Raw genomic sequence first — 21,474 nt, 5'->3', positions numbered from 1 at the left:
CATGGCCCGGCGCTACCAGAGGCATCCAGAAGCGGTAGCGCCGGGCCATGCCCGGCGTATCCACCCGATCAACCGCGCGGGTCTTCCGGCCGGCGGAACGGGATCACCACATAGTCCTGCCCTTCGCGCGGCTGCCACAGCACCGGCACGCGCTGCGGCGACGGCGGCTCGAGTTCGTCATCGGCCAGCGGCTCGACCTCGTCTTCCTCGTCCTCCCAGCTGTAACGCGGGCGCGGCGGCAGCGGGTCGGAGTTGCGGAACAGCAGCGCGGCGATGATGCCGGCGAAGGCTCCACCCATGTGCGACTGCCAGGACACACCGTCGGCATGCGGCAGCACGGTCATCAGCATGCCGCCGTAGAACAGCATGCCGATCAGCCCGGTGGCGATCGCCGCGCGGTCGCGGCGCAGCAGGCCAAGGCTGGCCAGCAGGAACATCAGGCCGTGGGTGACGCCACTTGCGCCGAGATGGAAGCTGCCGGGGTTGCCGAGCATCCACGCACCGATGCCCGAGCCCAGCCACAGCAGGGGCAGGGCACGCAGCGTGGCTTTGGGATAGACGCTGCCGGCCAGGGTGCCGAGGATCAGGATGGCGAAGCTGTTGGCGGCAATGTGTTCGACCGAGCCATGCAGCAGCGGTCCGCCGATCAGGCCGAGCAGGCCCTTGGCTTCCAGCGGTGCAACCGCCCAGGGCCGCCAGTCGAAATGGTCCTGCAGGGCGAACACGGCCACCAGCACCAGCACGGCGGCCAGGCTGGCATTGAAGGCGCGCAGGATGCGCGTGCGGTCGTTGCGTGCGGCCGGCGCGTCGCCGGCGGGCAGGGGCGCGTTCGTGTTCATACCCTCAGCAATGGCGGTGGCCGGCGCGAAACCAAGGCCACCGCCGCGGGAGAGTGGCTGCGACCGGCGGGACAATCCACCGGCCGCAGCGTTCAATCGGCCAGGATCAGGCGCCGCCTTCCTTCGGCGGGTTCTTCAGGCTCAGCACCACCGTGGCGGCGATGATCACCGCGACCACGCCCAGCGAGATCGGGGTCGGGATCTTGAACAGGTCGATGATCATCATCTTGATGCCGATGAAGGCCAGCACCAGGGCCAGGCCGTACGGCAGCAGGTGGAAGCGGTCGGCCATGCCGGCCAGCAGGAAGAACATCGCACGCAGGCCGAGCACCGCGAACACGTTGGAGGTCAGCACGATGAACGGGTCGGTGGTGATCGCGAAGATCGCCGGGATGCTGTCCACCGCGAAGATCACGTCGGTCACTGCGATCAGGATCAGCACCGCGAACAGCGGGGTGAACCAGCGCACGCCGTCGCGCTTGACGCTCATCGCGTTGCCTTCGTAGTCCGGCAGCAGGCGCAGGTGCTTGCGCATCCAGCGCAGGGCCGGGTTGGCTTCCAGGTCAGGCTCCTGGCCCGCGGCGAACCACATCTTCCAGCCGGTGAAGAGCAGGAAGGCGCCGAATACATAGAGCAGCCAGTGGAACTGGGTGATCAGCACGCTACCGGCGAAGATCATGATCGTACGCAGCACGATCGCACCCAGGATGCCGATGATCAGCACCTTCTGGCGCTGTTCCTCCGGCACCGCGAAGTAGCTCATGATCATCAGGAAGACAAAGATGTTGTCCACCGCCAGCGCCTTCTCGACCAGATAGCCGGTCAGGAACTCCAGGCCGACCTTGTTGGCCACGACCTGGCCGGCGGTCTCGTTCAGGTAGAACCAGAGGCCGCCGTTGAAGGCCAGCGCCAGCGCGACCCAGCCGATGGACCACCACAGGGCTTCCTTGAAAGTGACCTTGTGCGGGCCACCGTGGCGCATCAATACGAGGTCGACCAGCAGGGCGATGACCACCACCGCTGCGAAGCCGCCCCACAACCACAAATTACCGATCGTCTGCATGGGTTTGTCCGTTGGGAAATGAAAAATGCCTCAAGCCGGACGGCGAGGATCTGCAACGGAGGATCGGGAGGGGATCCAGGGACAGAGCTTCGCCAGTACGGCGAAGGTCTCGCTCGCAGTTCCGATGGGCCGGAACTGCCGTTGCACCGGAGCCTGCGGGCTCGAATTGACGGCGACAACGTCTGGGAGCTACTCCCCTTCTGCCGCCGATTCTGCGGCCTGGCCGGGCCGGCGTCAAATGCTGGCCGGGGTCGGATCCCCGCAGGGGGCTCCGACCCCATTCCCACAACGACCAAGGGGTCAGAGCCCCTGTGGGGATCTGACCCCGGCGCCCGGTTTACAATAGGTGGATGAATACCCCCCTTCCCGTTGTCCGCCTCAAGAACGCGTGGCGTTCCAGCCACCCGTGGATCTTCCAGAAACTGGTCGAGAAGCCGACCGTCCGGCCCAAGCCCGGCTCCCTCGTCGATGTCGTCGGCGTGGATGGCGAGTTCATCGGCCGTGGCTTCTACAACGGGCATTCGCGTATTGCTGTACGCATCCTCGAAACCGACCCGCAGATCCCGCTGGATGCCGGCTGGTTCTCGCGCAAGATCGCCCAGGCGGTGTCGCTGCGTCGTGAGGTGCTCAAGCTCGATGCGGTGTCCGACGCCTGGCGCGTGGTGCACAGCGAGGGCGATGGCCTGTCCGGCCTGGTGGTCGACCGCTACGGCGACCTGGTGGTGGTGGAGTTCTTCGCCGCCGGCATGTTCCGCCACCGCGAATGGATCTACGACGCCCTGCGTGAACAGTTCCCGGGTTGCCGCTTCCACAGCTTCGCCGACGAACACGTGCAGAAGCAGGAAAGCTTCGATTTCCACGGCAACACCACCACCGAAGCGTCGGTGATCACCGAGTACGGCATCAAGTTCCGCGCCGACCCGGCCGGTGCGCACAAGACCGGCTTCTTCGCCGACCAGCGCGAGAACCGTGAGTGGCTGAGCCAGCAGGTGGAAGGCAAGAGCGTGCTCGACCTGTGCTGCAACACCGGCGGTTTCGCCGTGTACGCGGCCGCGCGCGGTGCATCGGAAGTGGTCGGCATCGACATCGATGAGGACGTCATCCAGATCGCCAAGGGCAATTCACGTCTGAACAACGTGCGCCCGAAGTTCGTCCAGTCCGACATCTTCCCGTGGCTGCGCGATGCGGCCAACCGCGGTGAGCAGTACGACGTGGTGATCCTGGACCCGGCGAAGATGACCCGCGACCGCGACCAGGTGATCACCGCGCTGAAGAAGTACCTGGACATGAACAAGCTGGCGCTGGGCGTGGTCAAGCCCGGTGGCCTGTTCGCCACGTTCTCCTGCACCGGCCTGGTGGCCGAGGACCAGTTCCTGGACATGCTGCGTCGTGCGGCGTACTTCTCCGGCCGCACCATCCAGATCCTGAAGGTGGCCGGCGCCGGCCCGGACCATCCGTTCATGGCCCACGTGCAGGAATCGCGTTACCTGAAGGCCGTGTTCTGCCGCGTGGTGGACTGACCTACGGGGTGTGGAGCCGGGCGATGCCCGGCTCCCCCACACAGCGCCGAAGACTGCCCCCGCGCCAGCCTCAGGGCTGCGCGCGTGGCGGCGCAGGAACCGGCTGCAGCTGCTGCAGCAACCCGTTGATCACCTCGGACCTGCGCCGCAGATGGTGGCCGAGCACGATCGCCACCGCGCCCAGCGCCAGCAGCGCCGGAACCGCGAGCAGCGCGAGCACCCAGCCGACGTCGAACAGAAGCCAGCCCAGCAGACGCTGCTGATGCCATCGCTGCGACCGTTCAGAGCGGGGCAGCCCTGCTGCCTTCTCGAAGCGGGACTGCATTGCCGGCGATACCGGAACACCGATGTCTTCGCCATTGGCCAACGCACGGGCAGTGGCGACCACGGCCGACGAGGCGACGCCGTAGGGAAGCTCCTGCTGTGCACGCAGATAGGCCTGCCACTGGGGGCTGAAGCCGCTGAAGTCTGGACTGGCGATCAGCGCGTCCAGCTGGCGATAGTCGAGGCGATCGCCCTGGCCGATGGCGGGTGCGGTGATGCCCATGCTTCCCCAGGCACCGCACAGCAGCATCGAACCCAGCGCGAATGACCAGGCGAAGCGGCGAAGGCGATGGCGGCTGAGCAGGTCGCGCACGCCGAAGAACATCCACACCAGCAGCAAGGGGGTCATGACCAGCAGGATGAGCAACTGCCTGCCCGTGTCCTTCGACCCATAGCCGGCCGGCACCTGTGCCCACGACGGGGGGCCCAGCTCGGTGCCGGTAAATGCCAGCGCCATGCAGGACAGCGCCGTTGCCGCCAGCGGAAGGCAGGCCAGGCCGAAGACCCGCAGCAGCGAGGCCCGCCGGTAGAACGCGCGCAGGCCCGGAACAGCTTCCACCCGCGCCTGCAGATCCGGCGGGATCTGCAGCGGATCGCGTACCGGCGCGCTCATGCCGGCACCGCCGATGTGCGCAGCAACTGCTGCAGGGCCTGTTTCAGCTGGTCCTGTGCCTGGGCCGCGCTGGCGATCATCTGCGGGCTGGCGTTGTCGCTGTTGTGCAGCGCCTGGATGGTCTGGCGCCAGATCGGCAGCAGGATCTGCACCGTCTCGCTGTAACGGTCCAGCAGGTCGATGGCATGGCTGCGTGCCAGCTGCACCTGCATCCGGCTCATCGAATGGCTGGCCAGCAGCGCGGTCAGGTTGGCTACGCGGCGTTGCAGCCGCTCGACCGGACGGTCGAGCACCGGCGCGCCATCGTCGCTGTCGACGGCCGCTGGCAGCTCCTGCAGGAACTGCACGCCTGCATCGATGTACACCTGCAGTCGCACCCCCTGCACGTCATGCTCGAGCAGCTGCGCATCCAGTCGATCGACGCTGGCCCGCACGGCGATGGCTTCGCGCTCGATCCTGGCCAGGACATCGCCGTTGCTGCCCATGGCAATGCGACGGCGCAGGCGTTCTTCGATATCGGCACCGGTGAACCGCTCCCACCATCCCGCGCGCTGCAGCAGCGCATTGGGATCGTGTTCGGACAGCCGGCTGACCAGTTCGGCAAGCGCCTGGGCCAGTGCGCTGGCGCTGCCATCCTGCCAGGCCGGCTCGGCGCTGGCGCTGGCCAGGTCGGCCGGGCCATAGCGGCCGATGTCGGTACGCCCGGCAAACAACGTTGGCAGCACATCACGCTTGAGCTGTTCGACGGTGACCGTGTTGGCGGGGACAGGCGCCTGGCCATGCACGGGCAGCGCCGGAGGCTGGGAGTTCGACATCGATGCTTCCATTCCATGGTCGACGCAGCACGCGGTGCTGCACGCTGACTTATCGGCTGCCGGCGAGTGTAATGGAGCTGGCGGGTCAATACGGCACTACCGGCGTTGGCCGTCGCGGCGCTATGGTCGTGTCCTTCCCATTGCCGGTGGATGCCCATGCCGTCGTTGCGTCGTCTGTCCCTGCTGCTCGCCCTGGCGCTGAGTGCGCCGCTGTCCGCCCATGCCATCGACTTCAGCGCGCAGGAGCTGGCCCGTGCCAAGGCACTGCAGCAGCGCTTGCTGACCCTGGACAGTCATCTGGATACGCCGGCCAATTTCGGCCGCACCGGCTTCGACATCGAGCAGCGGCACGACCGCAATGCACTCTCGCAGGTGGACTACCCGCGCATGGTCGAAGGTGCGCTTGATGGCGGCTTCTGGGCGATCTATACCGACCAGGGCGACCGCACGGCCGCCGCGCATCTGGCCGAGCGCGACCACGGCCTGCAGCGGTTGCTGGAGATCCGGCAGATGCTGGCCGCCAATCCCGAGCGCTTCGCATTGGCGCTGACCGCCGATGACGCGGCGCGGATCAAGGCCGCCGGCAAGCGCGTGGTCTACATCAGCATGGAGAACGCCAGTCCGCTGGTGGCCGATCCCAGCCTGCTGTCGTTCTATCACCGTGCGGGCCTGCGCCTGCTCAGCACCGTGCACTTCGCCAACAACGAGTTCGCCGATTCGGCCACCGATCCCAAGGGGGCTGAATGGAAGGGCCTGAGCCCGGCTGGCAAGGACCTGGTGCGCGAGGCGGTGAAGCTGGGCATCGTGATCGACCAGTCGCACGCCTCCGATGCCGTGTTCGACGATCTGCTGGCGATGATGCCGGTGCCGTTCGTGCTGTCGCACAGCTCGGCCAAGGCGGTCTACGACCACCCACGCAATCTTGATGACGCGCGCCTGCGCAAGCTGGCCAAGGCTGGTGGGGTGATCCAGGTGAACGCGTATGGCGGCTACCTGATCGACACCGCCAAGTCGCCCGAGCGCAAGCAGGCCGAAGAAGCCCTGAGCAAGCAGCTGGGTGGCTGGGAAGGCATGACCATCGAACAGGGCGTGGCGCTGCAGAAGGCCGAGCAGGCACTGGACCACGAACACCCGGTGCGCCACGCCAGCCTGGACGACTTCTTCGCCCATTTCGAGCACATCCTGAAGGTGGTCGGCCCCGAGCACGTCGGCATCGGTCTGGACTGGGATGGCGGTGGTGGCCTGAGCGACCTGCCCGATGTCAGCCAGCTGCCGAAGATCACCGCGTGGCTGCTGCGCAAGGGGTACAGCGAACAACAGATCGCCGCCATCTGGGGCGGCAACCTGCTGCGGGTGATGCGCCAGGCGCAGGACTACGCGGCAAAGCAGGGCGTTTAGCCGCCCTGCGGTAGTGCCGGCACGACCCAAAGACCGCCGGGCATGGCCCGGCGCTGCCTTTACCGGCCGATCAGCGCGTTGCGACGGCTGTAGGCGAAGTACAGCACCAGGCCGACCACGTTCCACGCCAGGAAGTACAGCTGGGTGGTGTGCGGCAGGCTGATGAACAGGTAGATGCAGCCCAGTGCCGCCAGCGGGCCGACAATGAAGGCCAACGGCGTGCGGAAGGTGCGCTCGCGGTTCGGCTCACGCACGCGCAGCACCACCAGGCAGATGCCAACGGCGGTGAACGCGGCCAGGGTACCGGCATTGGCCAGTGCGGCGATCTCGTCCAGGCGTGCAACGCCGGCCAGTGCCGACACCACCAGGGCGGTGAACAGCGTGGTCGCCACCGGCGTGCCGGTACGTGCGTTGACCTTGGACAGGCCACGCGGCAGCAGTCCATCGCGGCTCATGACGAAGAAGATGCGGCTCTGGCCGTACAGGAAGGCCAGCAGCACGGTCGGCAGGGCGATGATGGCGATCACGCCGATCAGCATCGCGGCGGTGGGCTGGCCCAGCTGGCGCATGATCAATGCCAGCGGCTCGGCACTCTGGCCGAACACGGTGTAGCTCATCGCACCAATCGCAGCCAGCGCCACCAGCACGTACACGATGGTGCAGCCGACCATCGAGCCGATGATGCCGATGGACAGGTCGCGCCCGGGGTTCTTGGTTTCTTCGGCGGCGGTGGAGATCGCGTCGAAGCCGTAGAACGCGAAGAAGATGATCGCCGCCGCCGCCATCACGCCGCGCTCGACGCCATCCGGGCCCAGCGTCTTGGCGAATCCGTAAGGCATGAACGGCTGCAGGTTGTTGGCGTCGAACGCCGGCAGGGCCACCGCCACGAAGATCGCCAGCGCGATCAGCTTGAACACGACCAGGATCGCGTTGAGGGTGGCGCTTTCCTTGGTACCGGCCATCAGCATCAGGGCCACCAGCCAGGTGATGACGATGGCGGGCAGGTTGATCATGCCGCCATCGACGTGCGGGCCTGCCGCGAGCATCGCCGGCAGGCGCAGGTCCCAGCCGAACTGGGTATGTACCCATTCCAGGAAGCCGACGAAATAGCCGGACCAGCCGACCGCCACGGTACTCACCACCAGCGAGTACTCCAGGATCAGGCTCCAGCCCACCACCCAGGCAAACACTTCGCCCAGGGCACTGTAGCTGTAGGTATAGGCGCTGCCGGCGGCAGGCATCATCGTGGACAGCTCTGCGTAGGCCAATGCCGCGCAGGCACACACCGCGCCGGCGATGGCGAAGGAGATCAGCACGGCCGGGCCAGCGCGGTCGGCACCCACGCCGATCAGGGTATAGATGCCGGTGCCGACGATGGCGCCGATGCCCAGCGCGATCAGGTGCGGCCAGCTGAGGGTCGGGACCAGACGCCGGCCGGCTTCATGGACGGTGACGGAATCTAGGGACTTGCGCCGGAGCAGGGACATGCAGGCCTCGGAAGGGGTGACTGAGAACGACAAGTCCCCGAGTGTGACCGAACGCAGCGCAGCATTGCCACTGACGGGGGTCATGGCCGACACAGCGCGCGCTGGACGCTGGGCACTCTGCCGGAAACGGCACAAACAGCCTCAGCGCAGGCGCCTACCAGTGACAGCCGTCGTCCTGGAAGGCGTTGACGTCTTCGTCGAAGTCCGTGCGGCGACCGTCCCGGGCACGCACGTAGCTGAAGCTGTAGATCCGTGCGCCCTGCGTGCTCAGTGTGTAGTGACCGTTGATGCGACCGTCCACGCGCTCTTCCCAGACGGTGTCGAACTGGTAGGGGCGGTCTTCGTCCAGCACCGTGGTCTGTTCGGAGACCCGCCGCAGCGGCAGGCGCTCGCTGTGCCCGGCATAGCGCACATCGGCGCGGCCATCGTCCAGCCAGCGCCATTCCAGGTGGATCGTGTTGTCGCGGCCACCGCTGAGGCAGCGGTGGTCCGGTGCGGCCGTGGCCGGTCCACTGGCAAGCAGCAGCACCAGGGCTGCTGCGACCGCGAGCGTTGGTGTTGCGGCCATGGCGCTTTTGTCCAACGAGGGGCGCCAGCATAGCGCGCCCCCGCTGTTACCTGCCCAGCGCGCGTGGCTGCAGACGCGTACCACCGCTCATCAGCATGCGTGGCAGCGGCATCTGCAGGAAGTCGTGCGGGAAGGCAGGCGCGACCGCGCTGATCGCATCCAGCCGTGCCAGCGCCTCAGCCGGCAGCGCCAGATCCAGCGCCGCCAGGTTGTGTTCGAACTGGTCCAGGGTGCGTGCACCGACGATCGGCATGGCCCCGGCCGCGGGTCGTTGCAGCAGCCAGGCCAGAGCGACCTGCGCAGCCGAGTGCGACAGTTCCGCCGCGACGGCAGCGACTTCCCCGGCGATGTTCAACGAACGTGGCGTCAACGCGCCATTGATGAGGGCCACGTTGCGCCGGGAACCGCCCGGCGTAGCCTCCGGCGGCTCGGCCGTGGTGAGATCAGCCGCGCTGTACTTGCCGGTCAGCACCCCGCTGCCCAGCGGCGACCACGCCACCACGCCCAACCCGAGCGCCTCGGCCATCGGCAGCAGCTCCTGTTCGACGCTGCGCTGGATCAGGCTGTATTCGATCTGCAGGGCCACCAGCGGCGCCCAACCGCGCAGGTCGGCCAGGGTCTGCATGCGGGCGATCTGCCAGGCCGGCGTGTCCGAGATGCCGGCATACAGCACCTTGCCGCTGCGCACGAGATCGTCGAAACCGCGCATCACCTCGTCCACCCCGGTGGTGTTGTCCCAGGCGTGCAGGTACAGCAGATCCAGGTAGTCGGTGCCGAGTCGGCGCAGGCTGTCCTCCACCGAGCGCATCATGCTCTTGCGGTGGTTGCCGGCGTTGTTCGGATCGCCGGGCACGGTCGCCAGGGTGTACTTGCTGGCGATCACCAGCCGTTCACGGCGGCCCTGGGCGAATCGCCCGAGCAGCGTCTCGGCGCTGCCATTGGTGTAGTTGTTTGCGGTATCAACGAAGTTGCCACCGCGTTCGACGTAGGCATCGAAGATGCGGCGGGCCTCGGCTTCGTCCGCGCCCCACCCCCAATCGGCACCGAAGGTCATCGTGCCCAGCGCCATCGGGCTGACACGCAGGCCGGAGCGACCGAGCAGGCGGTAGTGATCAAGTGACATGTGGCATTCCATCGGAGGAGGCGGTGTGCCGCCGGGAGGGAAAGCATCCGCCCGATGATCCTGTGGATAAACTGGACACATCCGAACTGACAATGAAGAAAGGCTTCACAATGGATCCCTCCGCACCGCTGTCGGCGGTGGTCGCGTTTGTCCATGTGGCCGACCACGCCAGCTTTACCCGCGCCGCAGATGCGCTTGGTGTCTCGACCTCGGCACTGTCACAGAGCGTGCGCGCGCTGGAAGCGCGGATGGGCGTGCGCCTGTTGCAACGGACCACGCGCCGGGTGGGCCTGACCGAGCACGGTGCGCGCTTCCTGCAGCGCGTACGTGGCGGGCTGGCACAGATCGAATCGGCCTTCGAAGACCTGGACAGCGCGCGGACCGTGCCGGCCGGTCGGCTGCGCATCACCCTGCCACGCATCGTTGCCGAGCGCCGGGTCCTGCCGGCGCTGCCGTCCTTCCTGGCCCGGTATCCGCAGGTGGAGGTGGAACTGTGCGTGGAACCGGCGTTGACCGATCTGGTCGCCGAGGGTTTCGACGCAGGCATCCGCCTGGGGGAATCGTTGGCGCAGGGCATGATCGCGGTGCCGATCGGGCCGCCCGAGCGCCAGGTGGTGGTGGCCACGCCGGGCTACTTCGCGCGCCACGGTGTGCCGCAGAGCCCGCAGGAGCTGCAGGGCCACGACTGTATCGTCCATCGCCGCGCCAATGGCCGGCTGATGCCTTGGGAATTCAGCCGTGAGGGGCGTGACCTGGACGTAGCCGTCGAGGGCCGGCTGGTGTTCAACGACGCCGAACTGGCCTATGCGGCGGTGCTGGCTGGGCTGGGCATGGCGCAGGGGTTCGCCTCACTGGTCGCCGACGACCTGGCTGCCGGCCGCCTGCGCAGCGTGCTGGAGGACTGGCAGCCGCCGTTCCCCGGCTTTCATCTGTACCACCCGGCGCGCGAGCATATGGCGCCCAAGCTGCGGGTGTTCATCGACCACCTGCGCGCGGCCTGCCAAGCCGACGGGATCTCAGCCGTTCAGGCCTAGGCGGATGCCGAAGCCGACCAGGAACAGGCCGGCCACGCGCCGTAGCGCATCGCTGACCCGCGGGTGCTGGATCAACCGGCGGCGGGCCAGGTTGCCGACCCAGATCAGCAGCGAGCAGTAGGCGATGCTGACCACGAAGATGATCCCGGCCAGCGCGGCGAACGTAGCGATGCCCTGGTGGGCCTTCGGGTCGATGAACAACGGCAGGAAGGCCATGTAGAACAGGATCGCCTTCGGATTGAGCAGGCTGACCAGGATCGCCTGGTGGAAGTAGCGTCCGGGCTGCATGCGCACCGGGCCAACGTCGGCACCGTCACCCTTGGGCGTGCGCAGCAGGCTGATGCCTACCCACACCAGATACGCCGCGCCCAGATACTGCACGGCATGGAACACCGTCGGATTGGCCTTCAGCAGCGCGGCCACGCCGGCCAGTGCCAGCCACATCAGGATCTGGTCGCCGACCAGCAGGCCGGCCAGCGCCGTGTAGCCGCCGCGCACACCGCCGCGACCGGTAGCGGTCAGCAGGGTGAAGGTGCCCGGCCCGGGCAGCGCCAGAAACACCAGCACAGCGAGCAGGAAGGTCCACAGGTCCTGGATGCCCATCCACGGCATGGCGCGACTCTCTTACAACGGGGGAGCGCCATTGTCGGCCAGTGCTGGCGCAGGCGACAGGGGCGTGTCGCCATTGCCGGGCATGGCGGACAGCAGCGGTTGCAGATGCTGGCGCAGCTGCGCGTGCAGTTGCCGCACCGCCGGTGAGAACTGCTTGCGATGGGGGCAGACGAGCTGCAGGGGAATGTGGCTGCCGATGCCATCCAGCAGCACCTGCAGGCGCCCTTCCAGCACGTCGTCGCGGACGTCCAGCCAGGACTTGTAGGTGACGCCTTCGCCGGCAACCGCCCAGCGCCGCACCACGTCGGCGTCGTCGCAGACCAGCGGCCCGCGCACCGGGATCACCACGCGGCGCCCCTCAATCTCGAACGACCAGCGATCGTAGGCGCGGCCGCCGAGCTGGTAGACAAGGCAATCATGCTCGCGCAGATCTTCCAGGCGGCTGGGCGTGCCACGCCGCCGCAGGTACCCGGGCGACGCAGCCAGCACTCGCCGGTTCTGTTCCAGCAAGGGCAGGGCGACGTAGCTGGCGTCGTCGAAGTGGCCGATGCGGATGGCCACGTCGACCGGGTCGCGGAACACGTCGGCCACTTCGTCGGACAAGCGCAGGTGCAGGCGCAGCCGTGGATGCGCCGCGCGGAACGCGGTCAGCCACGGCAGCAGCAGGTTGCGGCCGAAGTCCGACGGCGCCGACAACTGCAGGGTGCCGTGCAGTTCGGCGTCCTCGCCCTGCACCCGCGCCTGGCCTTCGCGCAGGGTGCTCAGAACCTCCTGTGCGTAGGGCAGATACAGCGCGCCTTCGGCGGTCAGCCGCAGGCTGCGGGTGGTGCGTACGAACAGGCGCAGGTCCAGTTCGCGTTCCAGTCGCGCCACCGCTGCGGCAACCTGGCCCGGCAGCAGGTCGGCCTCGCGCGCGGCCTGGGAGAAGCTGCCCAGCGCGGCGGTACGGACAAACAGCTGCAGATCGTCGAAGCGGACCATTTTCATTGCTGCAGTGAAAGTGTTGACCGATTCTGCGCCTTTCCGCCCCCCTGCGCACGGCGCACGCTGTGGTCTCTCCTCCCTGGATATCCCCCATGCGTGCCATTGCCTACACCCAAGCCGGCCTGCCGATCGACGACCCGCAGGCCCTGATCGATCTCGACCTGCCCCTGCCCCAGCCGGGCCCGCGCGACCTGCGGGTGGCGGTGCGCGCGGTGGCGGTGAATCCGGTCGACACCAAGGTGCGGCGCGGCGCCGCCACCGACGGCCCGCGCGTGCTGGGGTGGGATGCGGTCGGTGTGGTCGATGCGGTCGGCAGCGAGGTGACCCTGTTCCAGCCCGGCGATGCGGTGTACTACGCCGGTGTGATCGATCGCCCGGGCAGCAATGCCGAGTACCAGCTGGTGGACGAGCGCAGCGTTGGCCGCAAGCCGGCCAGCCTGGACGATGCCGCCGCTGCGGCGCTGCCGTTGACCGCGATCACCGCATGGGAACTGCTGTTCGACCGCCTGCGTATTGCCGAAGGCGGCGGCGAGGGCCAGACCCTGCTGGTGATCGGTGCAGCGGGTGGCGTGGGTTCGATCCTGGTGCAGTTGGCGCGCCGGCTGACGAAGCTGACGGTGATCGGTACCGCCTCGCGCCCGGAGACCCAGGACTGGGTGCAGGCGATGGGCGCGCACCATGTGATCGACCACACCCGGCCGCTGGCCGAGGGCCTGGCCCGGCTGGGCATCACCCAGGTGGACCATGTGGCCAGCCTGACCCACACCGACCAGCACTACGCGCAGCTCGTCGAGCTGCTGGCGCCGCAGGGGCAGCTGGGGTTGATCGATGATCCGGGCCAGATCGATGTGATGGCGCTCAAGCGCAAGGCGCTGTCGCTGCACTGGGAATCCATGTTCACCCGGCCGCTGTACAGGACCGCGGACATGCAGCGCCAGCACGAACTGCTGAACCGGGTGGCCGATCTGGTCGATGCCGGCGTGCTGCAGACCACGCTGGGCGAGCACTTCGGGCGCATCGACGCGGCCAACCTGCGGCGCGCGCATGCGCTGCTGGAGAGCCACCGGGCCAAGGGCAAGATCGTGCTGGAAGGCTGGTAACGCCGGGCTGCGCCCGGCACCCGCAGAGGCGACAGCAACAGCCAAAGCCAAAGCGGGGCTCCTGCGGGTTGGCGGGACGGTGTGGGTTGGCAGGACACGCCGTAAACCCGTCCATGGGGGCTCGATGGCGCCATCCATGGCGCCAACGGTCCTGCCAACCCACACCGCCCCGCCTTCGACGGTTTCCCGCCGCTGTTGGTAGGTGTCGACCTTGGTCGACACAGTAGCTCCACGCCATGCGTGGATGAAGCCAAGCAAGCGTGCTACGCCACGCCGTTGTCTACATGCTCGTTGAAGCCCGGCCGGGGGCGCAGGCGTTCGAACCAGGCGTCTACGTGGCGCAGCACAGGTTTGTTGCCGGGGGTGCTGCGCCAGCGCTGTGTCGACAGGCCGAGGACGATGTCGGCCAGGCTGAAGTCGGTGCCCGCCACGTAGGCATTGCTGGCGGCAAGCTGGTGGTCGAGCACGGTCATCAGGCGGTTCCATTGTTCCAGGCTTGCCTCGGCGCGTGCGTCGTCCGCGAAGTCGGGGTGCTGGCGCACGCGGGCCATGAACACGTGGCGCCAAGCGCTGTTGAGGTCGGTGGCCTGCCAGTCCATCCACTGCTCGACTTGGGCACGGGCTTGTGCAGCGGCCGGCAGCAGATCGTCTCGTGCCTGCCGAGCGGCCAGGTAGCGGCAGATGCTGTTGGACTCCCACAGCACGAAGTCGCCATCGCGCAGCACCGGTACCTGCCGGTTCGGATTCAGCGTGGACAGCACGTCCAGCGCAGGTGCCGGATCATGGGAGAACGACAGATCGAGTTCGGCGCACAGCCACAGCACTTTGCGCACGTTGATCGAGGTGGGCTTTCCGTAGAGAGCAAGCATGGGCGGGTCCGTCGTGGTCCAACCAAGGCTAGCGCAGCGGGGCTACACTGGCCGCATGAACATCGAAGTCCTCATGATTGTCGCCGTGGTGCTGCTGCTGGCGACGCTGCTGGTGCTGGTGCTGTTGTGGCGTCGCGCATCCCCCAGCGCACCCGCTGCCGAAGTACAGCAACAGCTGGTTACCGAACGCGAACAGCATCGCCTCGCACTGGTTGACGCCGGCCAACTGAGAGGGCGGCTGGAAACCTTGCTGGCGGAGCTGGAAAGCGAGCGCGGCCGAAGCCAGCAGCACGCCCAGCTTGTCACTACCCTGACCGCACGCGTGGAGCGGGAGGCCGCGTTGGCGTCCAGTCGTGAAGCGATGTTGGCCGAGCGCGAAGCTGCCTTGGCGCAGGTACGGGCCGATCTGGCCCAGTCCAGCACGGAGCTGCAGCAGGCGCAGCAGCGTTACCAGCAACTTCATGGCGAACACGCGCGCGCCCTGGCCAACCTGCAGCATTCCGAACGCGCTAGCACCGAGCTGCGCAGCTATCTGGATACCGCCAAGGAAAAACTGTCCGGTGCCTTCGCGGAACTGGCGGGCAAGGTTTTCGACGAACGCGGGCAACAGTTCGAAAAGAACGTGCGCCAGGCCACGGTGCAGTCACGCGCGGACATCGAAGGGCTGCTCAAACCCTTTGCCGACAGGCTGGGGGATTTCCGCAACCGGGTCGACACGCTGTACGGGGAAGAGGCGCGGCAGCGTGCCAGCCTGCTTGGCGCGGTGGGCGAACTGAAGACCCTCAACCAGGACATGGCCGCACAGGCCTCGGCGCTGACCAATGCACTGAAAGGCAGTGCCAAGGTACGCGGCGACTGGGGTGAGCTGATGCTCGACAACGTGCTGCGTGGCTCAGGCCTGGAGGAAGGCGTCCACTACCAGCGGCAGAAGCACGCGGTGGATGATGAGGGCGCGCGCCTGCGGCCGGACGTGGTGGTGCAGTTCCCCGATGAGCGCAGCGTGGTGATCGACAGCAAGGTCAACCTGATCGCCTGGCAGGAAGCGATGAACGCCGCCACGCCGGAACAGTCCGAAGATGCACTGCGCCGCCATGCGGTGGCGCTGCGCCAGCACGTCAAGGATCTGGGCGAAAAGAACTATCCGAAGGCTCTTGGCAGCGAGACCTTGGATATCACCATCGCTTTCGTTCCCATCGAAGGCGCACTGTCGGCGGCACTGGGCGCAGATGGGGCATTGCAGGCTTATGCCTTCGACAACCGCGTGGTGTTCGCCTCGCCCAATACGCTGATGGCCCTGTTGAGGGTGGCCGAGCGTCTGTGGACACGTGACAAGGTGCAGAAGCAGGCATTGAAGATCAGTGAAGCCGGTGGACTGGTGCTGGACGCCCTGACCGGATTCCTGCAGGACTTCAATGCCATGGGCAGGAAGCTCGACGATGCAGGCAAGGCTTACGCCGACGCGCGCAACCGCCTGATCGATTCGCCGCAGTCAGCCATCAGCCGTGCCCGCCGACTTGCCGAACTGGGCAGCAAATCAAAGCGCACGTTGCCCCCTGAGCTGACCCCCGATCCGTTGCAGCAGTTGACCTCTGCCGACGGAGAGGAAGACGGCAACGCCGGCTGACACGCCACCTGCATCGCCGGGTGCGTATGCTGGCGCCGTCCTCACTGACCAGGTACCGCCATGCGCCTCCGATTCCTTGCCAGCGCTGCCCTGGGCGTGCTGCTTGCCGCCTGCAGCAGTGCACCCCCGGCCAGTGACGATGCAGGCGCGGCAGCCACGGTGGCCGACAGCCCTGAAGCCGCTGCAGCCTATGAAGAAGCACGCGATGTGGACTGCCGCGCGGCGGGCGGTACCCTGCAGCCGTTGGGCCGCCTGCAACGGGTGCAGTGCGTGATTCCCTATGCTGACGCGGGCAAGTCCTGCAGCAGCAAGAGCGACTGCAGCGGCCAGTGCCTGGCGTCCGCCGAGGTGACCGCAGGCGCGGTGGCAACCGGCACCTGCCAGCGTGATGTCAGCCAGAACTTCGGTTGCCGGCAACGCATCGACGGTGGCAAGGCACAAGGCACCCTCTGCGTCGACTGACGGTAGTGCCGGCCGCTGACCGGCAGCTGCACGACCGTTCCCGAAGATTCATGAGGCTGCCGGCCAGCGGCCGGCACTACCGGTCGCGTGCGGCGGTATGCTGGTGGGCCTTTCCCCGCTGCAGCCGGAGCCCCGCGTGAGCACCTTGATCCAGGATATTTCCCTCACCACCATCGACGGCCAGCCGTCCTCTCTTGCCGACTACCAGGGCAAGGTGCTGCTGCTGGTCAACGTGGCGTCCAAGTGCGGCCTGACCCCGCAGTACGAAGGCCTGCAGGCGCTGTATGCGGAAAAGCACGCGCAGGGGCTGGAAGTACTGGGCTTCCCGGCCAACAACTTCCTCGGCCAGGAGCCGGGCAGCGAGGCGGAGATCCAGCAGTTCTGCCAGCTGACCTACGATGTGAGCTTCCCGATGTTCGCCAAGATCAGCGTGGCCGGTGAAGACACCCACCCGCTGTACCAGCAGCTGACTGCCGCGCAGCCGCAGGCGATCGGCGAAGGCCCGCTGCGCGAGCGCCTGGCCAGCAAGGAGATTCCGATCCACCCGGCACCGGCGGTGCTGTGGAACTTCGAGAAGTTCCTGGTTGGCCGCGATGGCAAGGTCATCGCCCGCTTTGCCCCGGACGTTGCCGCCGATGACGCGCGCCTGCGCGAAGCGGTCGAGGCGGCACTGGCGGCCTGAAGACGACGTGCCAACCAAGGTTGGCACCTGCCGGAAGGTGGGTGGACGTCGGTAAAACAAAAAACCCCGCCGAGGCGGGGTTTTTTCATGCGTTGCCGGCAGCGGTCAATTGGTCCACTGCGGCATCGGCATCGCATCGACCGGGATCGGCGAGTTCGCATCGTCGCTGCCACGCTCGCGCTTGCCACGCAGGTCGTTCTCGATCTGGTAGTTGCGGCGCTGCATCCAGGCATCGCGGACCAGGGCGTATTCGTCCACCGCGGTATCGCGCAGGTCGTCGATCGCCAGCAGCTGCGCGCGGGTATCGACCAGCTGCAGGCCCTGCAGACCGATGCGGTACTTGTCGCTTTCGATGCGGCGGATCGGCGACAGCGGGATGTCACCGGCCAGGCCGAACACATCACGCACGGTACGCGGGCCGAAGAACGGCAGTTCCACGTAGCGCGAACGACGCCAGCCCCAGGCGCCCAGGGTCTGCCCGAAGTCCTCGTTGCGTCGCGGCACCATCGCCTTGCTGGCCGGGTCGAACAGGCCACCGATGCCCAGCGTGCTGTTCATCAGGAACCGGCCCAGGCTGTCCCAGGCGTCGCCGGGGCGGCCCTGCAGCAGCTGGTTGGTGATGGTCAGCGGCGCACGCAGGTTGCTGAAGAAGTTGCTCACGCCGGTACGGGCAAAGCGCGGCACCACGTGGGTATAGGCGGTTGCCAGCGGGCGAGCGATACCGCGGTCGACGGCGTTGTTGAACCCGTGCACCTTGCGGTTGAAGGGTTCCCACGGGTCGTACGCGGTAGTGCTGGTGGTGCTGCCATTGGCGCCGTACAGCGCGTCGAAGTCGTCATCGCCGCCCGGTGCGGCGGCGGTGGCATCACTGCCGGTTGCACCCTGCGAGGCGGTAGCCGGTGCCGGCGCGGCTGCAGCAGGTACGGGGGCGTCGGCTGCGATGCTCGCAGCAGGCGCATCCGCACCAGCAGCGTTGTCGACCGTGGTGGTGTTCGTCGCCGGCACCACGGTGTCGGCGGTCGGCGCGTCGCTGCGCGCCGGCTTGCCGGCACAGGCGCTGAGCGCGGCGGCCAGGAGGATCAGAGGGAAAACGCGCACGACGTTCATGTCAGCTCGCAGCAGAAGTAGCGTTGAAGTCCAGGTCGGGCGACAGCCGGTAGGCCGCGCTCAGCTCGTTGTAGCCGGCGGGGGCGCCGGAGATTGTCAGCGGATGGCCGCCCTGGCGCGCGCGTGCGGCCAACTCGGCCAACAACGCCAGGCCGGCGCTGTCCACGCGCTCGACCTCCGCCAGTTCCAGCCGCGACAGCTGCGCAGGCAAGGCCTGCAGTTGCGGCCACAGCGCGATCACCGCTGCACGGTCGAGCACCCCGCGCAGGCGCAGGGTGTCACCTTCCAGCAGCGCCAGCGCCTTATTTGCCATTGCCGGCCGGCCCAGCCTGCATGCTGCCGCTGCGCAGTTCGGTGGCCACCTGCTTGATGCCCTTCTGTCGCAGCGGGGCATCGAACTGGTTGCGGAAGGTCTGCACGTAGGAGATGCCTTCGATGTTCACGTCGAAGATCTTCCACTGGCCGCCTTCGTTGCGCATCCAGTACTCCACCGGCGTCGGCTCGCTGCCGGCACGCACCAGCTCGGTGCTCACGCGCACGCCGCGGTTGCCCGGCAGCGGGCTTTCGCCCTTCAGGCGGAAGCTCGGCTTGCCCTGGATGTTGAGCAGGGTCGAGCCATAGCGCTGCATCAGGTTGTCGGCCATCGCATTGGCGAACAGCTTGATGTCAGCGTCCGCAGCGCCGCGGGCGTGCGTGCCCAGCACCAGGCGCGCGGCATAGTCGCGGTCGAAGGTGCGGTTGAGCTCGCTGTCGATATAGCTGCGCAGGCTGGCCGGGTTGCCGCTGAATTCGGCACGGCGCTGCTGCAGGGTGGTGAGGATGCGCGTGCTGGCGTCGATCACCACCTTGCCGGCCTGGCCCTGGGGGGCGGCAGCAGCGGGGGCGGCGGCCTGCGCCTGGGCCAGGAACGGGGTAGCCAGCAGCAGCGACGAGGCGAGCAGGGCCGGGATCAGTTTCATCTTCATGGTTGCGGTTCCGTTGCAGGCGCCTGCGCGCCATCGTTGGGCTTCGGAGCAGCGCCGCCACCGGCGCCGCCACTGAACATGTATTTGCCGACCAGCTGGATCAGGTCCACGGCCGGCTGGGTGAAGACGATCTCTTCGCCGGGCTTGAGCACGTCGGGATCGCCGCCGGGCTGCAGACCGATATAGCTCTCGCCGAGCAAACCACTGGTGAAGATGCCCGCCGAGGTATCGGCCGGCAGATCCTTGACCTTGCTGTCCATGCGCAGGGTCACGATCGATTCGAACTTCACCGGGTCCAGGTCGATCGCTGCGACCTGGCCGACGGTGACACCACCGATCTTCACCGGCGCCTGCTTGCGCAGCTGGCCGACCTGGGAGAAGCGTGCCTTGAGTTCATAGCCTTCGCCACCCCAGCTCCAGCGCTGGTTGGTCGAGGCTACGGCCAGCACCATCAGCGAGGCCAGGGCCAGCAGCAGGAAGGCGCCGACGGAGAATTCGAGTCTGGGACCGCGGATGGCCATGTGGATTACCTGATCAGTCGTGGTGGCCGCGCGCCGATGCGCACCGCCGATGGAGGGGTTAGGTGAACAACATTGCCGACAGTACGAAGTTGAACATCAGCACCAGCAGCGAGGCGTTGACCACCGCACGGGTGGTGGCGACGGACGTGCCTTCGATGGTCGGTTCGGCGTGGAAACCGACATAGGCGGCCACCAGGGCCGCGGTACCACCGAAGATCGCCGACTTCAGCATCGCCACGCCGAAGTCGTCCCAGAAGTCCACGCTGCCACGCAGCGCCGACCAGAACACGCCGTTGTCCAGGCCCAGCACGTGCACGGCTTCGAAGTAGCTGGCACTGATCGCCAGCGAACAGAAGATGCCGGTCAGCAGCGGCACGGTCAGTACCGCCGCCCAGAAGCGCGGTGCCACGGCCTTGGCCACCGGGTCGATGGCCATCAGTTCCAGCGCCTTGATCTGGTCGGTGGCGCGCATCAGGCCCAGCTCGGCGGCGATCGAACTGCCGGCGCGGCCGATGAACAACAACGCGGTCAGCACCGGTGCCAGTTCGCGGTACAGCGACAGGCCGAGCAGGGTGGACAGCGCGTCGGCCGCACCGAAGGTGGTCAGCGTGCGGTAGCCCTGCAGGGTCAGCACCAGGCCGACGAAGGCGCCGCCGACGGCAATGATCGGCAGCGAGCGCGCACCGATCTTGTAAATCTCGCGGGTCAGCTCGGCCAGGAAATCACGGGTCGGCAGCGAACCGCGCAGCACGGTCAGCGAGAACAGGCCGGCACGACCCAGCGAGCGGGTGGCTTGCACGAACGGCATCAGGCAACCCTCGCGCGCGGTGCGGCATCAAACGGGATGGGACCATCGGGCTGGCCATGCAGGAACTGCTGCAGCAGCGGGTCCTGGCTGGTCTGCAGCGCCTCCGGCGTGCCCTGGAACACGATGCCGCCATTGGCGATCGCGATTACCTGGTCGCAGATCGGCAGGGTCTCGTGCACGTGGTGGCTGACGATGATGCTGGTCAGGCCCAGGCTGTGGTTGAGGCGCTGGATCAGGCTCATGATCACCCCCGAGGCGATCGGGTCCAGCCCGGTCAGCGGCTCGTCGTAGATCATCAGCGGCGGGTCCAGGGCCAACGCGCGGGCCAGTGCCACGCGCCGGGCCATGCCACCGGACAGCTCACGCGGCCAGGCATCGGCGGCGGCCAGCAGGCCGACCGAATGCAGCTTCATCTGCACCAGCCGGCGCAGCACCGGTGCCGGCAGGCGGGTGTGGGTGCGCAACGGCAGGGCGACGTTCTCGGCCACGGTCAGGTCGGTCAGCAGGCCATTGCCCTGCAGCAGTACGCCAACGCTCTTGCGCATCTCCAGAAGCTCGGCGGTACGCTGCGGGATGGGTTTGCCGAACAGGGTGACGTCGCCTGCAACCGGACGCAGTTCGCCGGTCAGCGCCGCCAGCAGGGTCGACTTGCCGCTGCCGGACGGACCGAGCACCGCGGTGATGCTGCCCTTGGGCACCTGCAGCGAAACGTCGCGCAGGATCGTGCGCCCGCTCCGGTCGATGCGGACGTTGGACAACTGCACCAGACTGGGAGTGGAAGCCGACATGGGCACCCTTAACGTTTTTTCGACATTGAAGCATCGGGTCAGACTGCTGAACATAAGCAGACTGGACGGTGCAGTATTGTTGCACGGTCGGACCGTCGCCAGACCGGGACAATTCCGAAAACGACCGGAACAATCCGTCGCGATCACCGTACCCCGGGATTGAATACG

Annotated in this window: 23 protein-coding genes; 7 read left to right on the top strand and 16 right to left on the bottom strand. The window is 67.3% G+C overall.

Features of this window, described 5'->3' with window-relative positions; translation table 11 throughout:
- Positions 1-68: 68 nt before the first annotated feature.
- Together CLM74_RS21365 and CLM74_RS21360 are read right to left on the bottom strand one after the other, a co-directional pair.
- Positions 69-839: a rhomboid family intramembrane serine protease gene (locus CLM74_RS21365; RefSeq protein WP_105164903.1), complete on the bottom strand. Its 771-nt coding sequence runs from the start codon at positions 837-839 to the stop codon at positions 69-71.
- A 106-nt stretch (positions 840-945) separates the two neighbouring features.
- Positions 946-1,902 carry a TerC family protein gene (locus CLM74_RS21360; protein ID WP_025875596.1) on the bottom strand — a complete coding sequence of 319 codons (957 nt, stop codon included), beginning with the start codon at positions 1,900-1,902 and terminating at the stop codon, positions 946-948.
- Positions 1,903-2,252: 350 nt separating this feature from the next.
- Between CLM74_RS21360 and CLM74_RS21355 the strand changes: the two genes are divergently transcribed.
- Positions 2,253-3,422 (top strand): class I SAM-dependent rRNA methyltransferase, encoded by a 1,170-nt coding sequence (locus tag CLM74_RS21355; protein WP_025875598.1) that lies wholly within the window; start codon positions 2,253-2,255, stop codon positions 3,420-3,422.
- Positions 3,423-3,492: 70 nt separating this feature from the next.
- Here CLM74_RS21355 and CLM74_RS21350 read toward each other — a convergent pair whose 3' ends face one another.
- Both CLM74_RS21350 and CLM74_RS21345 read right to left on the bottom strand, forming a co-directional pair.
- Complete coding sequence (locus CLM74_RS21350; RefSeq protein ID WP_105164902.1) at positions 3,493-4,359, bottom strand: hypothetical protein; 867 nt, start codon at positions 4,357-4,359, stop codon at positions 3,493-3,495.
- Positions 4,356-5,174 carry a protein klaA gene (locus CLM74_RS21345; RefSeq protein WP_105164901.1) on the bottom strand — a complete coding sequence of 273 codons (819 nt, stop codon included), beginning with the start codon at positions 5,172-5,174 and terminating at the stop codon, positions 4,356-4,358. The genes CLM74_RS21350 and CLM74_RS21345 overlap by 4 nt, the downstream gene beginning before the upstream one ends.
- A gap of 156 nt (positions 5,175-5,330) precedes the next feature.
- Between CLM74_RS21345 and CLM74_RS21340 the strand changes: the two genes are divergently transcribed.
- Positions 5,331-6,572: a dipeptidase gene (locus CLM74_RS21340; RefSeq protein ID WP_105164900.1), complete on the top strand. Its 1,242-nt coding sequence runs from the start codon at positions 5,331-5,333 to the stop codon at positions 6,570-6,572.
- Positions 6,573-6,631: 59 nt separating this feature from the next.
- Here the strand turns inward: CLM74_RS21340 and CLM74_RS21335 are convergent, their stop codons facing one another.
- The 3 genes from CLM74_RS21335 to CLM74_RS21325 form a co-directional block, all read right to left on the bottom strand.
- Positions 6,632-8,059, bottom strand: coding sequence for an amino acid permease (locus CLM74_RS21335; protein ID WP_032978503.1), 1,428 nt, complete (start codon positions 8,057-8,059; stop codon positions 6,632-6,634).
- Between the two features lie 154 nt (positions 8,060-8,213).
- Positions 8,214-8,627, bottom strand: coding sequence for a hypothetical protein (locus tag CLM74_RS21330; protein WP_025875608.1), 414 nt, complete (start codon positions 8,625-8,627; stop codon positions 8,214-8,216).
- A 46-nt stretch (positions 8,628-8,673) separates the two neighbouring features.
- Positions 8,674-9,762 carry an aldo/keto reductase gene (locus CLM74_RS21325; protein ID WP_105164899.1) on the bottom strand — a complete coding sequence of 363 codons (1,089 nt, stop codon included), beginning with the start codon at positions 9,760-9,762 and terminating at the stop codon, positions 8,674-8,676.
- Positions 9,763-9,860: 98 nt separating this feature from the next.
- Here CLM74_RS21325 and CLM74_RS21320 point away from each other — a divergent pair, with 98 nt between their 5' ends.
- The gene (locus CLM74_RS21320; protein ID WP_105164898.1) at positions 9,861-10,784 is read left to right on the top strand and encodes a LysR family transcriptional regulator; all 924 of its coding nucleotides are present in this window, start codon (positions 9,861-9,863) and stop codon (positions 10,782-10,784) included.
- Here CLM74_RS21320 and leuE read toward each other — a convergent pair.
- On the bottom strand, positions 10,767-11,396 hold the full coding sequence (leuE, locus tag CLM74_RS21315; protein WP_025875614.1) for a leucine efflux protein LeuE: 630 nt from the start codon (positions 11,394-11,396) through the stop codon (positions 10,767-10,769). The genes CLM74_RS21320 and leuE overlap by 18 nt on opposite strands.
- 12 nt (positions 11,397-11,408) lie before the next feature.
- The gene (locus CLM74_RS21310; protein WP_105164897.1) at positions 11,409-12,383 is read right to left on the bottom strand and encodes a LysR family transcriptional regulator; all 975 of its coding nucleotides are present in this window, start codon (positions 12,381-12,383) and stop codon (positions 11,409-11,411) included.
- Between the two features lie 89 nt (positions 12,384-12,472).
- Between CLM74_RS21310 and CLM74_RS21305 the strand changes: the two genes are divergently transcribed.
- On the top strand, positions 12,473-13,480 hold the full coding sequence (locus CLM74_RS21305; protein ID WP_080150189.1) for a zinc-binding alcohol dehydrogenase family protein: 1,008 nt from the start codon (positions 12,473-12,475) through the stop codon (positions 13,478-13,480).
- A gap of 263 nt (positions 13,481-13,743) precedes the next feature.
- Here CLM74_RS21305 and CLM74_RS21300 read toward each other — a convergent pair whose 3' ends face one another.
- Positions 13,744-14,349 (bottom strand): glutathione S-transferase N-terminal domain-containing protein, encoded by a 606-nt coding sequence (locus CLM74_RS21300; protein WP_105164896.1) that lies wholly within the window; start codon positions 14,347-14,349, stop codon positions 13,744-13,746.
- Positions 14,350-14,404: 55 nt separating this feature from the next.
- On the opposite strand from CLM74_RS21300, the gene rmuC reads away from it, so the two are divergent.
- From rmuC to CLM74_RS21285, 3 genes are all read left to right on the top strand, one after another.
- On the top strand, positions 14,405-15,973 hold the full coding sequence (gene rmuC / locus CLM74_RS21295) for a DNA recombination protein RmuC (protein WP_105164895.1): 1,569 nt from the start codon (positions 14,405-14,407) through the stop codon (positions 15,971-15,973).
- 60 nt (positions 15,974-16,033) lie between these two features.
- The gene (locus CLM74_RS21290; protein ID WP_032978518.1) at positions 16,034-16,435 is read left to right on the top strand and encodes a hypothetical protein; all 402 of its coding nucleotides are present in this window, start codon (positions 16,034-16,036) and stop codon (positions 16,433-16,435) included.
- Positions 16,436-16,571: 136 nt separating this feature from the next.
- Positions 16,572-17,117, top strand: a complete 546-nt coding sequence (locus tag CLM74_RS21285) for a glutathione peroxidase (protein ID WP_105165066.1) — start codon at positions 16,572-16,574, stop codon at positions 17,115-17,117.
- A gap of 105 nt (positions 17,118-17,222) precedes the next feature.
- Here the strand turns inward: CLM74_RS21285 and CLM74_RS21280 are convergent, their stop codons facing one another.
- From CLM74_RS21280 to CLM74_RS21255, 6 genes are read right to left on the bottom strand one after another with little or no spacing between them, the layout of a single operon-like run.
- Positions 17,223-18,224 carry a VacJ family lipoprotein gene (locus tag CLM74_RS21280; RefSeq protein WP_025875627.1) on the bottom strand — a complete coding sequence of 334 codons (1,002 nt, stop codon included), beginning with the start codon at positions 18,222-18,224 and terminating at the stop codon, positions 17,223-17,225.
- Between the two features lies 1 nt (position 18,225).
- Positions 18,226-18,537 carry an STAS domain-containing protein gene (locus CLM74_RS21275; protein ID WP_025875628.1) on the bottom strand — a complete coding sequence of 104 codons (312 nt, stop codon included), beginning with the start codon at positions 18,535-18,537 and terminating at the stop codon, positions 18,226-18,228.
- The gene (locus CLM74_RS21270; protein WP_025875629.1) at positions 18,527-19,189 is read right to left on the bottom strand and encodes an ABC transporter substrate-binding protein; all 663 of its coding nucleotides are present in this window, start codon (positions 19,187-19,189) and stop codon (positions 18,527-18,529) included. The genes CLM74_RS21275 and CLM74_RS21270 overlap by 11 nt, the downstream gene beginning before the upstream one ends.
- On the bottom strand, positions 19,186-19,710 hold the full coding sequence (gene mlaD, locus CLM74_RS21265; RefSeq protein WP_006404090.1) for an outer membrane lipid asymmetry maintenance protein MlaD: 525 nt from the start codon (positions 19,708-19,710) through the stop codon (positions 19,186-19,188). Before mlaD ends, CLM74_RS21270 begins: the two co-directional genes overlap by 4 nt.
- A 58-nt stretch (positions 19,711-19,768) precedes the next feature.
- Positions 19,769-20,518 carry an MlaE family lipid ABC transporter permease subunit gene (locus CLM74_RS21260; protein WP_006404088.1) on the bottom strand — a complete coding sequence of 250 codons (750 nt, stop codon included), beginning with the start codon at positions 20,516-20,518 and terminating at the stop codon, positions 19,769-19,771.
- Positions 20,518-21,306: an ATP-binding cassette domain-containing protein gene (locus CLM74_RS21255; protein WP_025875633.1), complete on the bottom strand. Its 789-nt coding sequence runs from the start codon at positions 21,304-21,306 to the stop codon at positions 20,518-20,520. Before CLM74_RS21255 ends, CLM74_RS21260 begins: the two co-directional genes overlap by 1 nt.
- Positions 21,307-21,474: the final 168 nt, after the last annotated feature.

Origin of the sequence: Stenotrophomonas sp. MYb57 (genome assembly GCF_002966815.1) — a bacterium.
In the GTDB taxonomy this organism is placed as follows: domain Bacteria; phylum Pseudomonadota; class Gammaproteobacteria; order Xanthomonadales; family Xanthomonadaceae; genus Stenotrophomonas; species Stenotrophomonas indicatrix.
Note: the sequence above shows the minus strand (reverse complement) of the source record. Positions and strands in the feature narration are given on the sequence as shown.

Bases quoted from the DNA above. Each gene is read 5' to 3' on its own strand.
- leuE (WP_025875614.1), bottom strand. From the start codon at position 11,396: ATGCCGTGGATGGGCATCCAGGACCTGTGGACCTTCCTGCTCGCTGTG.
- CLM74_RS21365 (WP_105164903.1), bottom strand. From the start codon at position 839: ATGAACACGAACGCGCCCCTGCCCGCCGGCGACGCGCCGGCCGCACGC.
- mlaD (WP_006404090.1), bottom strand. From the start codon at position 19,710: ATGGCCATCCGCGGTCCCAGACTCGAATTCTCCGTCGGCGCCTTCCTG.
- CLM74_RS21255 (WP_025875633.1), bottom strand. From the start codon at position 21,306: ATGTCGGCTTCCACTCCCAGTCTGGTGCAGTTGTCCAACGTCCGCATC.
- CLM74_RS21305 (WP_080150189.1), top strand. From the start codon at position 12,473: ATGCGTGCCATTGCCTACACCCAAGCCGGCCTGCCGATCGACGACCCG.
- CLM74_RS21300 (WP_105164896.1), bottom strand. From the start codon at position 14,349: ATGCTTGCTCTCTACGGAAAGCCCACCTCGATCAACGTGCGCAAAGTG.
- CLM74_RS21340 (WP_105164900.1), top strand. From the start codon at position 5,331: ATGCCGTCGTTGCGTCGTCTGTCCCTGCTGCTCGCCCTGGCGCTGAGT.
- CLM74_RS21320 (WP_105164898.1), top strand. From the start codon at position 9,861: ATGGATCCCTCCGCACCGCTGTCGGCGGTGGTCGCGTTTGTCCATGTG.
- CLM74_RS21350 (WP_105164902.1), bottom strand. From the start codon at position 4,359: ATGAGCGCGCCGGTACGCGATCCGCTGCAGATCCCGCCGGATCTGCAG.
- CLM74_RS21270 (WP_025875629.1), bottom strand. From the start codon at position 19,189: ATGAAGATGAAACTGATCCCGGCCCTGCTCGCCTCGTCGCTGCTGCTG.
- CLM74_RS21275 (WP_025875628.1), bottom strand. From the start codon at position 18,537: ATGGCAAATAAGGCGCTGGCGCTGCTGGAAGGTGACACCCTGCGCCTG.
- CLM74_RS21310 (WP_105164897.1), bottom strand. From the start codon at position 12,383: ATGAAAATGGTCCGCTTCGACGATCTGCAGCTGTTTGTCCGTACCGCC.
- CLM74_RS21325 (WP_105164899.1), bottom strand. From the start codon at position 9,762: ATGGAATGCCACATGTCACTTGATCACTACCGCCTGCTCGGTCGCTCC.
- CLM74_RS21260 (WP_006404088.1), bottom strand. From the start codon at position 20,518: ATGCCGTTCGTGCAAGCCACCCGCTCGCTGGGTCGTGCCGGCCTGTTC.
- CLM74_RS21335 (WP_032978503.1), bottom strand. From the start codon at position 8,059: ATGTCCCTGCTCCGGCGCAAGTCCCTAGATTCCGTCACCGTCCATGAA.
- CLM74_RS21345 (WP_105164901.1), bottom strand. From the start codon at position 5,174: ATGTCGAACTCCCAGCCTCCGGCGCTGCCCGTGCATGGCCAGGCGCCT.
- CLM74_RS21360 (WP_025875596.1), bottom strand. From the start codon at position 1,902: ATGCAGACGATCGGTAATTTGTGGTTGTGGGGCGGCTTCGCAGCGGTG.
- CLM74_RS21355 (WP_025875598.1), top strand. From the start codon at position 2,253: ATGAATACCCCCCTTCCCGTTGTCCGCCTCAAGAACGCGTGGCGTTCC.
- CLM74_RS21290 (WP_032978518.1), top strand. From the start codon at position 16,034: ATGCGCCTCCGATTCCTTGCCAGCGCTGCCCTGGGCGTGCTGCTTGCC.
- CLM74_RS21280 (WP_025875627.1), bottom strand. From the start codon at position 18,224: ATGAACGTCGTGCGCGTTTTCCCTCTGATCCTCCTGGCCGCCGCGCTC.
- CLM74_RS21330 (WP_025875608.1), bottom strand. From the start codon at position 8,627: ATGGCCGCAACACCAACGCTCGCGGTCGCAGCAGCCCTGGTGCTGCTG.
- rmuC (WP_105164895.1), top strand. From the start codon at position 14,405: ATGAACATCGAAGTCCTCATGATTGTCGCCGTGGTGCTGCTGCTGGCG.